The organism is Streptomyces desertarenae, from assembly GCF_042681365.1.
In the GTDB taxonomy this organism is placed as follows: domain Bacteria; phylum Actinomycetota; class Actinomycetes; order Streptomycetales; family Streptomycetaceae; genus Streptomyces; species Streptomyces desertarenae.
Genome location: NZ_JBHUFU010000008.1, coordinates 59,801 through 72,975, shown reverse-complemented (window position 1 = coordinate 72,975; position 13,175 = coordinate 59,801). Strand labels below are relative to the sequence as shown.

The 13,175-nt window shown below is 77.6% G+C and carries 14 protein-coding genes; 8 read left to right on the top strand and 6 right to left on the bottom strand.

Features of this window, described 5'->3' with window-relative positions:
• Nucleotides 1–77 precede the first annotated feature (77 nt).
• The 3 genes from ACFSJS_RS14975 to ACFSJS_RS14965 all read left to right on the top strand — a co-directional run bounded on the left by ACFSJS_RS14975 (nt 78) and on the right by ACFSJS_RS14965 (nt 3,086).
• Nucleotides 78–1,064 carry an RluA family pseudouridine synthase gene (locus ACFSJS_RS14975; RefSeq protein ID WP_380900434.1) on the top strand — a complete coding sequence of 329 codons (987 nt, stop codon included), beginning with the start codon at nt 78–80 and terminating at the stop codon, nt 1,062–1,064.
• A gap of 120 nt (nt 1,065–1,184) precedes the next feature.
• Nucleotides 1,185–1,874: an HAD family hydrolase gene (locus ACFSJS_RS14970; protein ID WP_380900432.1), complete on the top strand. Its 690-nt coding sequence runs from the start codon at nt 1,185–1,187 to the stop codon at nt 1,872–1,874.
• 60 nt (nt 1,875–1,934) lie between these two features.
• Nucleotides 1,935–3,086, top strand: a complete 1,152-nt coding sequence (locus ACFSJS_RS14965) for a polyprenyl synthetase family protein (RefSeq protein WP_380900430.1) — start codon at nt 1,935–1,937, stop codon at nt 3,084–3,086.
• Nucleotides 3,087–3,127: 41 nt separating this feature from the next.
• Here the strand turns inward: ACFSJS_RS14965 and ACFSJS_RS14960 are convergent, their stop codons facing one another.
• From ACFSJS_RS14960 to ACFSJS_RS14945, 4 genes are all read right to left on the bottom strand, one after another.
• Complete coding sequence (locus tag ACFSJS_RS14960) at nt 3,128–3,670, bottom strand: acetoacetate decarboxylase family protein (RefSeq protein ID WP_380900428.1); 543 nt, start codon at nt 3,668–3,670, stop codon at nt 3,128–3,130.
• Between the two features lie 296 nt (nt 3,671–3,966).
• Nucleotides 3,967–4,179, bottom strand: coding sequence for a hypothetical protein (locus ACFSJS_RS14955; protein ID WP_380900426.1), 213 nt, complete (start codon nt 4,177–4,179; stop codon nt 3,967–3,969).
• Between the two features lie 405 nt (nt 4,180–4,584).
• Nucleotides 4,585–5,550, bottom strand: coding sequence for a cytochrome c oxidase assembly protein (locus ACFSJS_RS14950; RefSeq protein ID WP_380900424.1), 966 nt, complete (start codon nt 5,548–5,550; stop codon nt 4,585–4,587).
• Nucleotides 5,547–6,077 (bottom strand): DUF2243 domain-containing protein, encoded by a 531-nt coding sequence (locus ACFSJS_RS14945; protein WP_380900422.1) that lies wholly within the window; start codon nt 6,075–6,077, stop codon nt 5,547–5,549. Before ACFSJS_RS14945 ends, ACFSJS_RS14950 begins: the two co-directional genes overlap by 4 nt.
• A gap of 231 nt (nt 6,078–6,308) precedes the next feature.
• On the opposite strand from ACFSJS_RS14945, the gene ACFSJS_RS14940 reads away from it, so the two are divergent.
• Nucleotides 6,309–7,538, top strand: coding sequence for a PP2C family protein-serine/threonine phosphatase (locus ACFSJS_RS14940; RefSeq protein WP_380900420.1), 1,230 nt, complete (start codon nt 6,309–6,311; stop codon nt 7,536–7,538).
• On the opposite strand, the gene ACFSJS_RS14935 is transcribed toward ACFSJS_RS14940, so the two are convergent.
• Nucleotides 7,484–8,356 (bottom strand): SDR family NAD(P)-dependent oxidoreductase, encoded by an 873-nt coding sequence (locus tag ACFSJS_RS14935; RefSeq protein ID WP_380900418.1) that lies wholly within the window; start codon nt 8,354–8,356, stop codon nt 7,484–7,486. The genes ACFSJS_RS14940 and ACFSJS_RS14935 overlap by 55 nt on opposite strands.
• A 463-nt stretch (nt 8,357–8,819) precedes the next feature.
• Here ACFSJS_RS14935 and ACFSJS_RS14930 point away from each other — a divergent pair, with 463 nt between their 5' ends.
• Nucleotides 8,820–9,314 carry a GNAT family N-acetyltransferase gene (locus ACFSJS_RS14930; RefSeq protein ID WP_380900416.1) on the top strand — a complete coding sequence of 165 codons (495 nt, stop codon included), beginning with the start codon at nt 8,820–8,822 and terminating at the stop codon, nt 9,312–9,314.
• A 117-nt stretch (nt 9,315–9,431) separates the two neighbouring features.
• Here ACFSJS_RS14930 and ACFSJS_RS14925 read toward each other — a convergent pair whose 3' ends face one another.
• Nucleotides 9,432–10,319, bottom strand: a complete 888-nt coding sequence (locus ACFSJS_RS14925; protein ID WP_380900414.1) for a pentapeptide repeat-containing protein — start codon at nt 10,317–10,319, stop codon at nt 9,432–9,434.
• Nucleotides 10,320–10,588: 269 nt separating this feature from the next.
• Between ACFSJS_RS14925 and thiI the strand changes: the two genes are divergently transcribed.
• From thiI to ACFSJS_RS14910, 3 genes are all read left to right on the top strand, one after another.
• Nucleotides 10,589–11,863 carry a tRNA uracil 4-sulfurtransferase ThiI gene (gene thiI / locus ACFSJS_RS14920; RefSeq protein WP_380900412.1) on the top strand — a complete coding sequence of 425 codons (1,275 nt, stop codon included), beginning with the start codon at nt 10,589–10,591 and terminating at the stop codon, nt 11,861–11,863.
• Between the two features lie 101 nt (nt 11,864–11,964).
• Entirely contained in the window at nt 11,965–12,432 is a 468-nt protein-coding gene (locus ACFSJS_RS14915) for an SRPBCC family protein (protein ID WP_380900410.1), read from the top strand.
• Between the two features lie 38 nt (nt 12,433–12,470).
• Entirely contained in the window at nt 12,471–13,121 is a 651-nt protein-coding gene (locus ACFSJS_RS14910) for an MOSC domain-containing protein (protein WP_380900408.1), read from the top strand.
• Nucleotides 13,122–13,175 lie beyond the last annotated feature (54 nt).

Here is a 13,175-nt window from a genome sequence, read left to right as displayed (position 1 = left end):
CCCCCGATCCTAGGCGCACCGCCGTCCCCGGGCCCGCGTCCCCGCGGTCCGGACCGGGGCCTAGGCTTGGCGACGCGATGAGACGCAGACGCACGGTGCCGCCCTCCCCCCTGCCGCAGCGGCGCGGAATCGACCCGGTCCGCCTCCGGCTGCCCGCCGACGGCCCCTGGGCGACCGTCCGGGACCACCTGGTCGAGCGGTTGCCCGCGGTGGCCCCGGAGCGGATCGACGCCCTGCTGGAGGCGGGGGAGGTGTGGGCCGCGGACGGGCCGCTCGCCCCCGGTGCCCCGTACCGGCCGGGCGCCCACCTGTGGTTTCACCGGGAGCTGCCCGAGGAGGTCCCGGTGCCCTACGCGGTGGAGGTGCTGTACCGGGACGACGTCCTCGTCGTGGCGGACAAGCCGCACTTCCTGGCCACCACCCCGCGCGGCCGGCACGTCACCGAGACCGCCCTGGCCCGGCTCCGCCGCGACCTGGACCTGCCCTCGCTCAGCCCGGCGCACCGGCTGGACCGGCTCACCGCGGGCGTGGTGATGTTCACCGTCCGCCCGGAGCACCGCGCCGCCTACCAGAACCTCTTCCGCGACCGGCGGGTGCACAAGGAGTACGAGGCGGTGGCGCCCCACGACCCGGGGCTGGAGCTGCCCCGCACGGTGCGCAACCGGATCGTCAAGGAGCGCGGGGTGATCGCCGCGTACGAGGAGCCCGGGGAGCCCAACAGCGCCAGCCGGGTGGAGCTGCTGGAGCACCGCGGCGGGCTGGGGCGCTACCGGCTGGTCCCGCTCACCGGGCGCACCCACCAGCTGCGGCTTCACATGAGCGGACTGGGCGTGCCCATCCTGGGCGACCCGCTCTACCCGGAGGTCGTCGAGCGGGCCCCGGACGACTTCGGCCGCCCCCTCCAGCTGCTCGCCGCGTCCCTGGAGTTCACCGACCCCCTCACCGGCCGCCCCCGCCGCTTCGCCAGCCGCCGCACCCTGGCGGCCTGGACCTCCCCCCGGGAGTGGGCCGCGGGCAGCGGACCCGGGCGGGGCCGCGCGGCCGCCCCCGCCCGCCCCTCCTGACCGGCCGCGCCAGGAAGGGCGGGCGGCGGGGTGCGCCGGACGGCCGGCTGGGTACCCGGGGCTCCGACGGCAGCGAGCCGGAGGCCGGCGGGCCCGGGAACCGGCGGTGAGGAGACCGGCATGAGCGGCGAAGGAACGCGGGGGGCCGTCCTCTTCGACGTGGACGGCACCCTGGTGGACACCACCTACCTCCACACCGTGGCCTGGTGGGAGGCGCTGCGGCAGGCGGGCCGCCGGGTGCCCATGTCCCTGATTCACCGGACCATCGGCATGGGCAGCGACCAGCTCCTCGCGCGGCTGCTCGGCGAGGACCGCGACCCGGAGGAGGCCGCGGCCGCCAGTGCCGCCCACCACACCCTCTACGCCGCGTACTGGTCGCGCCTGGCCCCGCTGGAGGGCGCCGCCGACCTGCTGCGGGCCTGCGCCGGGCGCGGCTGGACGGTGGTGCTGGCCAGCTCCGCGCGCGGCGACGAGCTGGAGGCGATGCGCCGGGCGCTCGACGCGGACGACGCGGTGACCGCCGCGACCAGCTCCGACGACGTGGCGGCCAGCAAACCGGCGCCCGACCTGGTGCGTTCCGCGCTGGAACACGCCGGGACGACCCCGGACCGGGCCGTCTTCGTCGGCGACACCGTCTGGGACGTGGCCGCCTGCTCCCGGGCGGGCGTGCCCTGCCTGGGCGTGCTCTCCGGCGGCCTCACGCGGCAGGAACTGCTGGAGGCGGGGGCGGTGGAGGTCTACGAGGGCCCGGCCGACCTGCTCGCCCACCTGGACGACAGCCTGCTGGGCCGGCTGCCCGGCGGCTCCTGAGCCGGAGGGCGGGGCCGCGGGAGCCGGCGCCCCGGCCGTGGGACCACGGGGGTGACCGCGATGGCGACGAGCGGGACCGGCACCGGCTCCCGGGACCCCTCCGGCGGACCCGGCGAGGACCCCCGCCGGGAGGTGGAGGAGACCCTGCGGCGCTGCGTGGAGCGGCGGCGCGCGCAGGCCGGCTCCCTCGACGCGGTCTTCGGGGCGCAGCCGGCCGCGGCCCTCGCCGACCTGGTCCTCCGCGGCGGGAGGCGGACCCGGGGGGCGTTCCTGTGGTGGGGCTGGCGGGCGGCCGGAGGCGACCTGTGCGGCCCCGCCGCGGCCGACGTCCTGCGGACCGCCGCCGCCCTGGAGCTGCTCCAGGCCTGCGCCCTGGTCCACGACGACGTGATGGACGACTCCGCCCTGCGCCGGGGCCGCCCGTCCCTGCACGCCGACTTCGCCCGCCGCCACCGGCAAGAGGGGATGCGCGGCAGCCCCGAGGCGTACGGGAGGGCGGTGGCCGTCCTCGCCGGGGACCTGGCGCTGGTGTGGGCGGACGACCTCTTCGCCGAGGCACTGCCCGGCGGGCCGGTGCGGCACGCGGCCGAGGAGGTGTGGCGGGCGATGCGCGCGGAGATGGTGGCCGGGCAGTTCCTCGACCTCCACATCCAGGCGGCGGGCGGCGCCTCCCCGGCCGCCGCGCTGCGCGTCGCCCGCCTCAAGAGCGCCCTCTACACCGTCGAGCGCCCCCTGCACCTGGGCGCGGTCCTGGCCGGCGGCGACGACCGGACCGTCGGCGCGCTGCGCTCCGCGGGCCGCCGGGCGGGGCTGGCCTTCCAGCTCCGTGACGACCTCCTCGACCTCTTCGGGGACCCGGAGCGCACGGGCAAGCCGGCGGGCGGCGACGTGCGCGAGGGAAAGATCACCTATCCCGTGGCGCTCGCCCTGGCCCGCGCCGACGCCTGCGGGGACGACCGGGCCCGCGCCGTCCTGCGCGAGAGCCTGGGCGACCGGTCGCTGACACCGCGGGAACTGGCGCGCTTCCGGGACGTCCTGACCGCGCTGGGCGTCCCCGCGGCGGTCGAGGAGCGGATCGGCCGGCTGGCCCGGTCGGCCCGTCGCCGCCTGGCGGACGCCTGCGACGACCCGCCGGTCCTCCGGGGCCTGGCGGACCTGGTGCGGGAGACGGCCGGGGAGGCCGGGAGCGGCGGGGCGGGGGAGTGGGGCTGAGCGCCCGGCACGGCCCCGGACCGCGGCAGCCTGCCGGGGCGTCAGCAGCGCACCGGACCGGGGACGGTCATGCGGAAGGGGCGCACGGCCACCGAGAGCCGGGTGGTGGCGCGCGCCGGCCGCGGGAGCCGGTCCGACCAGGAGAGGACCGTCATCGCCTCCGGGCGGACGGTTCCCACCAGGCGCCCCGGAACGAACAGCCGCCGTTCCCCGGAACCGGAGAAACCCGGCAGCGGCAGCGGAACCGCCGGGAGCCCGAGGCCTCCCAGGGGCCCCGGCCGGAACGCCAGCTCGGCCACCGGGCCGTCGCGGTCGGTGACGCGCACCGAGCGGCCCGACCACGTGAACTCGGCGAGCTCTTTGGGCAGGTCCCAAACGGCCCGGCCGCCCCGCACCGAGGTGGCGTCGCTGACCCAGATGCGGTCGACGAGGAACCCGGCGCGGCGGCCCCGGCGCACCAGGGGGCCGACGGCCAGCTCGTCGTAGCTCAAGGTGCCCTCCCGGTACCGGACCACCCCCACCACCAGCCGGGTGGGGGCGCCCAGCGGGCGCAGGTCGGCGGGGACGGGCAACCGGCCGGCCACCGGGAGGACCGCCGCCCACAGGTACCCGCGGAACCTCCAGGGCGCCGGCGGGTGGGGCGGCCGCGCACCGGACCCCTCCGGCCCGGCCTCTCCGCCGGGCCCTGCCGACGCCCCCGGAACCGGGCCGTGACCGGACATCCTCGGGCTCCTTCCTCACGCCGCCGCGCGGCGGGCCTCGGGGACCTGCACGCCCGGAGCGTATGTCCGCTCCCGGATCCCGCACACCCCCGCACGACGGCGGACGGGTGCCCCGCGACCCGGTCGCGGGGCACCCGCCCGAGAGGACGCCGCGAAGGTCACTCGCTGCCGAGCATGGCGCTCGACATGCAGCTCCTGACCTGGTTGGGCTGGGACTGGATCAGGTTGCCGACGATGCTGTAGGTGCTCTGCTCCGAGCACATCTGGATGCCCGTCTCGGGGTTGTTCACCGCGGTGGCGGCGGGCGAGCTGACGAACAGGGCGCAGCAGATGCCGGCACCGACCGCGGACAGGCGGACAAGACGACGCATGGGAATCAATCTCCTTCGAGACGTTGGGAGTTCCCAGCCTGACCCGGCGCCGGGCACACCGCGCGGCGAGGTGCTGCATTCGGCCCTCCACGTCACCCCCCGGGACTCGCGGAGGGCCGGCGGGCCGTCTTCTCCGCCTCCCCGGGCCCCGCGGCCGCCGCCGGCCCGCGCCGCGCGGCTTCTCCGCCCACGGCCCGGGAGGGGCGGCCCACGGCAGACGGAGGCCGCCTCGCGCGGGCCCCGGACGGGGCCCGCCGGGCGGCGTGTCCTCCCCCGGCACCCGGCCTCCTCGTCCAACGCGAGCCGGAGTCGGGGCGTCGCGGCTCGCTTGGGGGCCGGCCGGAGAACGGGAGGAGCCGGCGGCCGATCGGCACGGGGGGACGGACACATCGGCCGCCGGCGGCGTCAGCGCTCGTGCTCCGCTGACTGCTGTGTGACTCCCTTGCGGGTTGTCCCCTTCGGGTACCCACCGGCCGCGGGGGCACTCGTGCCCGGGGCCGGCGGATGCCGGCAGGGACTCCGCCGGCCCCGGCCGGCGCCGGGCAGGGGGCGGGGAGGGGAGGGCCGGGCGCCTCCCCGGAGGCGCGCGCCGCGGGCCAGGGCGCGGCCGCTCCCCGCGTACCACCCGGCGGCCAGGACGGCCGCCAGGGCCAGCTCCACCGCGTCGCCGCCGTAGAACATCAGCAGGGCCCCTGCGCGCCGGTCCGCGGGCGCGAAGGAGGTGCCGGGCGGAGGAGCGGCGTACAGCGACTTCGCGAGCACGGCGTGGGCGGCCCCGGCCCCCAGCAGCGCAGCCCCCCGCCACGGCAGCCCCCACCGGTGGCGCACCGGGTCCAGCGCGCAGACGGCGAAGGCGAACAGCAGCCCGGCGGCGGTGACATGGAGGTGCACCGCGGCCTGGAGGAGGGGCCGCTCGTGGGAGGCGGACCACAGCGGCGTGCGGTACAGCAGCCACAGCCCGCCCACGTCCACCACCGCCGCCAGCGGGGGGAAGAGGATCCAGGCCGCGGGGCGGGAGCCGCTCAGCGCGGGCAGGGCGCGCCGCAGGCGGCCGGGGGGCAGCGCGCGCAGGGCGAGGGTGAGGGGCCGGCCGAGCACCAGCAGCAGCGGGGCCGCCATCCCGGCTGCCAGGTGCCGGGCCATGTGGGCGGTGAACGGTCCGCCGGGCGGGGTGACGAGGACGGACGCGGCCAGGACGGCACCGCCGGCGGTGAAGCACACGTCGCGCAGGGGCGGCCAGGCGTCTCCGCGGCGGCGCAGGCGCGCGGCGGCGAGCAGGTAGCAGACGGCCGCCACCAGGGAGACCCCGGCGGCGAGCAGGGCCGCGACCCCCGGTCCCGTCCCGGAGCGGTGGAGGTGCTCCGGGGTCACCGGGACGGCTTCGGGCCGTGCGCGGCGCTTTGGCCGTCCCCGCCCCGCGCCGCCCGGCCGGCCCGCACCGCCAGGGCCGCCCCGAGGCCCAGCAGCACCAGCCCGGCGCCGTTCCAGGCGAGGTCGTAGGGGAGGAGGTCGACGCCGTAGCGGATCTGGTGGGTGCGCAGCACCTTGTGGTCCACGACGCCGTCGAAGAGCTGGAAACCCCCCATGCCCAGGAGCAGCCCGGCCCGGGCGTGGGGCACGGAGAGGGCGCCGCGGCGGCGCAGGTCGGCCCAGAGGGTGAAGCCGGCGACCAGCGCCAGCAGTTCGGCGGTGTGCAGCAGCCCGTCGCTGAGCAGGCCGACGGCCGGGGTGGAGCGGTCGTAGAAGTGGTGCCAGTTCAGCAGCTGGTGGAAGACGATCTCGTCGACCGCGGCCACGACCGCCGCGCCGATCAGCGCGCAGACCCACGCCGACCGGCGGGGGCGGGGCGCGGGGCCGGGAGGCGGCGGGGCGGTGGGGCGCCGGGCCGGATCGCTCATGGTGCGGGCCTTTCCGTGGAGGGCGGGTTCGGTGCCCGGTACGCGTACCCCGCTCCCGCTCCTCCTCCCGGACCCCCGCCCGGTCCGGCGCCGGGCCCTCGGGCGCACGGGTGACGCTGCGCGTGGATGCCCCGGGGCCGCCCGGGGATGGGGGAGGGTTGGAGCGCCGGCCCGCCCCCGAACGGCACGGGGCGTCCCGGCGGAATCCGATCACGGAGGTGCAGAAGCGACGTGCGCAGCCCTGATGCCCCTGGCGGCCCGTACCCGGACGGCGGCCGGCGGTGGGGCGCCGCTCCGCCCCGGCTCAGGTCCCGGACCCTGGCGACCTGGATCGTCGCCCTGACACTGCTGGTGGTGGTCTCGGACTACCTGAGCGAACGGGGCCTGGGGCTGACCCCCCTCCTCGTCTTCCTCCCGGCCTTCGTGGCGGGGCGGGGCACGGTGCGGCAGACCGCCCTCGCCGCCGCCTGGATCGTGCTCGCCCTCGTCGGCCTGATGGCCTACGACCCCTTCCAGACGGTCTCCGCCAACCTGGCGACGATCGGCTTCACCATGGCGCTCGGCGGGCTGAGCGTCGCCGGGGCCTGGCAGCGGGTCCGCAGGGACGAGGAGATCATCCGGCTGCGCTCGGCGGCCGCCGGCCTCCAGCGGCAGATCCTGCGCCCGCTGCCGCAGCTCACCGACCGGCTGCTGGTCGACGGGGTGTACGAGCCGGTGGAGGAGGACAGCCGGGTCGGCGGCGACATCTACGAGGTCGTGGACTCGCCGTACGGCACCCGGGTGTGCATCGCCGACGTCCAGGGCAAGGGGCTGCCCGCCATCGGCGCCGCCTTCACCGTGCTGGGCGCCTTCCGCGAGGCCGCCAACCGCGAGCCGGACCTCACCGCGGTCGTGGACGCGCTGGAGAGCGCGGTGGTGCGGCACAACGCCTTCGCCACCCAGACCGGGGAGCCCGAACGCTTCGTCACCGCCCTCGTCCTGGACGTCGGCGGCGGACGGTGGGTGAGGGCCGTCGACTGCGGCCACGTCCCGCCGTACCTGCTGCACCGGGAGCGGACCGGGCCGCTCATGCCGCGGGAAGCCGGCGTGCCCCTGGGGCTGGGGTCCCTCGCCCCGGAGCCCCGCAGGGCGGAGTGGCTCGACCTCCCGGACGGCGCGATGCTCTTGCTGTGCACCGACGGCGTCACCGAGGCGCGCGATCCGGCGGGCTCCTTCTTCCCCCTGGAGGAGCGCCTCCCCCGGTGGGTCGGCGCCTCGCCCCACGAGGTCGCCACGGGGCTGCTCGACGAGCTGATGGACCACACCGGCGGCAGCCCCTCGGACGACATCGCCCTGCTGGTCCTGCGCAGGGCGGCTCCCGTGGAACCGCCGCGGGGAGGAGCGCGCGCCGGGAGGACGGCGCCCCTTCAGCGGCCCGCGCGGGGGGTGCCGGAGCCGGGGCCGGGCTCCACGGCGGTGTAGCGGGGGGCGAGGGAGGGGCCGGTGCCGGTGCGCAGGGCCAGCTCGGCCGTGCGCAGCCGCTCCACCGCGTCCGCCTCGACCAGACCCGGCACGCAGACCGTCTCCCCCGAGCGCAGGGCGGCCAGGGAGGCCGTCACCACGTCACCGGGCGGCATGCCGCCCTCGTCGTGGACGAGCTCCTCCTCCCCGGCCACCGGCTCCTCCCCGCGGGCGAGGTGGAACTCGGTGGCCGTCAGCCCGGGGCAGAGCACCTGCACGGCCACGGGTGTGCCCGCCAGTTCGGCGGCGAGCGTCCGGGAGAACGTCACCACATAGCCCTTGGTGCCTCCGTAGACGGCCCGGTGGGGGAGCGCGCCGGGAGGCAGGGAGCCCGCGAAGGCCAGCATCGAGGCGACGTTGACCACCGCGCCGCGCCCGCGCTCCAGCATCCCCGGCACCGCCGCGCGGGCCAGGACGGTCGGCGCCAGGGTGTTGACCGCCACCACGCGGGCCAGCAGCCCGGGATCGACCTCGGCGAAGGGGCCGTAGCCGTTGACGCCCGCGTTGTTCACCAGCAGGTCCACGTCCCCGCCGGCGACCCGCCCGGCCACCCGCGCCAGATCCTCCTCGCGGCCGAGGTCGGCGGTGAGCGTCTCCACCCGTGAGCCCGTGCCGGCGCGCAGCCGCGCGGCCAGGTCCTCCAGCCGTCCGGCGCGCCGGGCGACGAGGACGAGCCGCCACCCGTGCCCGGCCAGCCGGCGGGCGTACTCGGCGCCGATGCCCGAGGACGCACCGGTGACCACGGCTGTTCCGGGGATGCCGTACGGATCGAAGGCCATGCGTCCATGGTGCACGGCCGGAGCCCGCACCGCTCCCTCGGCGGGCGGACGGGCGACCGGGCCGCGGGGCGTCGGGCGGTGGCGGCGGCCTCCGGGCCGGCGCGCGGTGCCCGCCGGCGCCGTGCCGAGGCGCGGAGGGGCGGGAAGGGGGCGACCGGAGGCCGGCGGGAGGGGGTGCCGCCGACCGCCGGTCGGTGTGCGGCCGGGCGCCTGTTCACGACTCCACCTGTCGGCGCCCGGGCACACTCCTCGGTCTACCCCGTCGGCGCCGGGTCAAGCCACCCCGTCCGCACGCCCCTGCCGCCGGTGCCGGGCGGGGAAGACGCCACCGGGCCGCCGTCCGCGGACTTCTGGCGGTCCGTCACCGGGTGCCCCCACCCGGCGGTTCCCGTCCCTCCGGGCAGGTCCGCCGCGGCCGGATCCCGGATGCGCAGGCCACAGGGGAGTGCGAGGGTGCGCGGCTATGGGGACCGGCGGCAACCACGACGCCCTCGGCGCCGACGGCCCCGTCGTCCGGCGCGCCACCGGCCGCGACGCCCCCGCGGTGGCCGGAGTGCGGCTGCGCTCCTTCGCCGCCGCGCTTCCCGGGGTGCGTCGGGCCCGCACCGACCGGCAGGTCGCCGAGTGGATCCGGGAGGCGGCGGTCCCGCACCGGGAGACCTGGGTGGCGGCCGTGCGGGGCGAGGTCGTCGGCATGATGGTCCTCGGCGGGGGCGGCGAACCGGAGCAGCTCCACCTCGATCCGGCCCGGCGGGGCCGCGGCGCCGGCGACCGCCTCGTCGGGCCGGCCAAGCGGCGGCGCCCGGACGGACTGGTGCTGTGGACCTTCCAGGCCAACGGTCCGGCCCGGCGGTTCTACGAGCGCCACGGCTTCTGCGGGACCGGGCGCACCGACGGCGCCCGCAACGAGGAGCGCGGGCCCGACATCCGCTACGAGTGGCGGCCCGGGGGGCGGTGAACGGCCCTGCGCGGCGGTCCGGGGGCCGTGGCCGGAGGCGGTGGGCGGGAGCCGCGGCTCGCCGCGCCCGCCGAGGCACCGGACGCCCTCGGATCCCGCCGGCCGCCCGGCGGGGCGTCAGCGTCCGCCCGGCGCGCCCCCCTTCGGGGAGGGGCTCCAGTGCGCGGGACGCGACAGCCGGGGGGAGAGCCGGGTCAGGTCGTCCCCGCGGGCGGCGTTGACCTGGGGCTGGGTGAGGAAGAGACTCCCGGACAGATCGGCCCCGCGCAGATCGGCGTCCCGCAGGTCGGCGCCGATCAGGTCGGCCGCCCGCAGGTCGGCGCCGCGCAGGTCCGCCGCGATGAGGAGGGCGCCGCGCAGATCGGTGCCCCGCAGGTCGGCTCCCCTGAGCCGGGCCCCCGCCAGGTCGGCCCGGCGGCGGCTCCGGCGGCGGCCCGGTACGGTGGCCCGCACCAGTTCGCCGGCGCGCAGCAGCAGGCGGTCCACCGCGCCGCGGACGGCCGCCACGTCCACGGCGGCCAACTCCTCGGCGCTGCCGCGCGTGAGGCGGTCGACGTCCTCCAGGGAGCGCCGCAGCTCCCGGTGGATCGGACGCGCCGCGGGCAGCTCCAGCGCCTCGGAGAGGTACCACATCAGCTCGTGCAGCCGGTGCACGACGGGGAAGGCGGCGAACATGCCCCGCGCCGCGGCGGGGTCCTCGCGCCAGTGCCGTCCGCCGAAGGTGACCTGCGAGACCTTCTGGCCCGCGCCGAAGCACTCGAAGACGGTGCAGCCGGGGAAGCCCTCGGTGCGCAGCCGGGAGTGGACGCCGCAGCGGAAGTCCTCCCGCAGGTTGGCGCACGGCTGCCCGGCCGCCTTGTCCACCGCGAAGTCCGCGGACGCCGAGAAGGGGAGCGCGACGCAGCACAGCGCGAAGCACGCGCCGCAGTCGGGGCGCAGTTCGGAGGCGGGCGGCACGGTGCCGCTCCCGTCGGCGGCGGTACGGGCTCGATGCTGGCGGGGCACTGCGGAGGCTCTCCTGGGGGCGGACCGGGAGCCGCCTGCCGGCGCCCGTGAAGGGCCATTGTCCCCTCCCGGGCAACCCGCCGGCCGGAGCCGGGGTGTGACCGGCGCCACCGTGTTTGACACGTACCGCTCCGCGGCCTATCCGGGAAGGGGGAACGACGGGAACCAGTGATCGCGGAACGGCCGCCCCCGGCGGCGCGGCGGCCCGCGGAGCGGCGGGCCCGGCCGGGCGGGGCGAGCCCCGGAGACGACGACGGGAGGTTGCCGCAGTGCACCGGTGCGTTCTGCTCAAGCACGGTGAGGTGGTGCTCAAGGGCCGCAACCGCGGCCGGTTCGAGGAGGTCCTGCGGCGCAACCTGCGGGCCGCGCTCGAAGGGGCCGGTCCGGTGCGGATACGGACGGGACGCAGCGTCACCGTGGTCTCCGGCGACGCGCCGGTGGAGGAACTGGTGGAGCGGGTGCGCCGGGTGCCGGGCTTCAACCTGGTGCAGCCCGCGGTCTCGGTGCCCAGGGATCCCGAGGCCGTCGCGGAGGCCGCCGTCGGCCTGCTGCGCGAGCGCGGCCCCGTCGCGGGCGGCTTCGCCGTGCGGGCCAGGCGCCGCCACAAGGACTTCCCCCTGGACTCCGCGCGGCTCGCCGCCCTCGTCGGCGCCCGCGTCCGGCGGGAGCTCGGCCTGCCGGTCGATCTGACCTCCCCCGCCGTGGAGGTGGCGGTGGAGGTGGACCGCAGGGAGGTCTACGTGTCCGTGGAGCGGCTCCCGGGCGAGGGCGGACTGCCGGTGGGCACCGGCGGGCGCGCCGTGGCGCTGCTCTCCGGCGGCTACGACTCGCCCGTGGCCGCCCACCGCGCCATGCGGCGCGGACTGCGCTGCGACTTCGTCCACTTCACCGGCGCCCCTTACACGGGCCCGGCCTCGGCGTACAAGGCGTACGCGCTGGTGCGCGAGCTCACCCGCCACCAGCCGGGCGCCCGGCTGTACGTGGTGCCGCTGGGTACCGCGCAGCGCGCCCTGGCCACCGCGGGCGCCGGACGGTACCAGGTGGTGGCGCAGCGGCGGCTGATGGTGCGGACGGCGGCCGAGCTGGCTCGCCGGACCGGTGCGGGAGCCCTGGTCACCGGCGACAGCCTGGGCCAGGTGGCGAGCCAGACGCTCTCCAACATCGCCACGGTCGACGAGGCCAGCCCGCTGCCGGTGCTGCGCCCCCTGCTCGGCTGGGACAAGACGGAGATCATGGCCGAGGCGGAGCGGATCGGTACCGCGGCCGTCTCGCGCCTGTCCGACGAGGACTGCTGCTCGCTGCTGCTCCCGCCGCGCGTGGCCACCGGCTCCACACCGGGCCGGCTCGCGCGCGTGGAGCGGCGGATCGACGTGGACCAGACGGTGGAGGAACTGCTGGAACGCGCCCAGGTGATGTACCCGGGCCGGAAGGACGGAGGAGCGGGGCGGGGCGGGGCGGCGGTCTGCGGGACGGCCGCAGGGACGGCCCGGCAGGACGACGGCGCCCCGGAGGCGGGGGAGGACCCCTCCCCGGCCGTGGCCTAGCGCCCGCCCCCGCGCGGCGCCGGACCCCCGCGCGGACGGTGCGCCGGCGGCCCCCGGCGGGTCGGGCGGTCCCGGCCGGGCCGGGGTGCCAGGCTCGTGGCATGCCCCTCGTCCGGATCGAGCGGCGGACCCGGCTGTCCGCCGAGGAGGCGTGGCGCCGGTTGACCGCCTGGGAGCGCCACGCCCGCCACGTCCCGCTCACGCGGATCACGGTCCTCACCGCGCCGCCCACGCGGGTGGGCACGCGCTTCACCGCCCGCACGGGCGTCGGCCGCGCCGGCTTCGACGACCCCATGGAGGTGGTCCGCTGGGAACCGCCCTCGGCGGGCCGCCCCGGGCGGTTCCGGGTGGAGAAGCGGGGGAGGGTCGTCCTCGGCTGGGCCGAGGCGGAGGTGACGCCCGCGGGGGAAGGGGCGCGGGTGGTGTGGCGCGAGGAGGCGCGGCTGCGGGGCGCGCCGCGGCTGCTGGACGCGCCCACGGCGTGGGCGGCGCGCCTGCTGTTCGGACGGGTGGTGGCGGGACTGCTGGACTCCTGGATGATCGATTCCAAGGGGTCAGCAGGGAAATGAGTCGCCCCGGCGTGCAGAGGACCCGTACCGTCGCGCGCATGAAGCTGCTCTCCGTCAATGTCGGCAAGCCCCGACCCAACCCGTGGAAGGGCCTCAGCGCGACAGGCATCGACAAGCGGCCTGTTGACGGCCCGGTTGCCGTCATCGCGCCCGGCCCCAAGGGCACTGGCGAGGTCGGTCTCGTAGGCGACCGCGTCTACGACGTGAAGCACCATGGCGGTTCCGACCAGGCCGTCTACGCCTATGCCCGCGAGGATCTCGACGGATGGGAGGCCGAGCTGGGCAGGCCGCTTGCCAACGGCGTCTTCGGGGAGAACCTCACGACCCTCGGCCTCGACGTCAACGGCGCCCTGATCGGAGAACGGTGGCGGATCGGGCCGGATGTGGTCCTTGAGGTGTCGTGCGCGCGGATCCCATGCGCGACGTTCCAGGGCTGGCTGAAGCGAGAGGGCTGGATCAAGCGGTTTACCCAGGCCGCGGTGCCGGGCGCCTATCTGCGCGTGATCGAGCCGGGAGACATCCGGGTTTCCGACCCCGTCGAGATCGTGCACCGGCCCGACCACGACGTGACCGTCGCGCTCGTCTTCCGCGCGATGACACTCGAACCGGACCTGTTGCCGCGGCTGCTGGTCGCTGACGCGCTGATCGAGGAGGACAGGGAACTGGCCCGCAGACGCACGACCGCATAGATGATCGATTTCAGGACATCGTCTGCGCGCATGCGACGAGGGAGTCCGACGCCA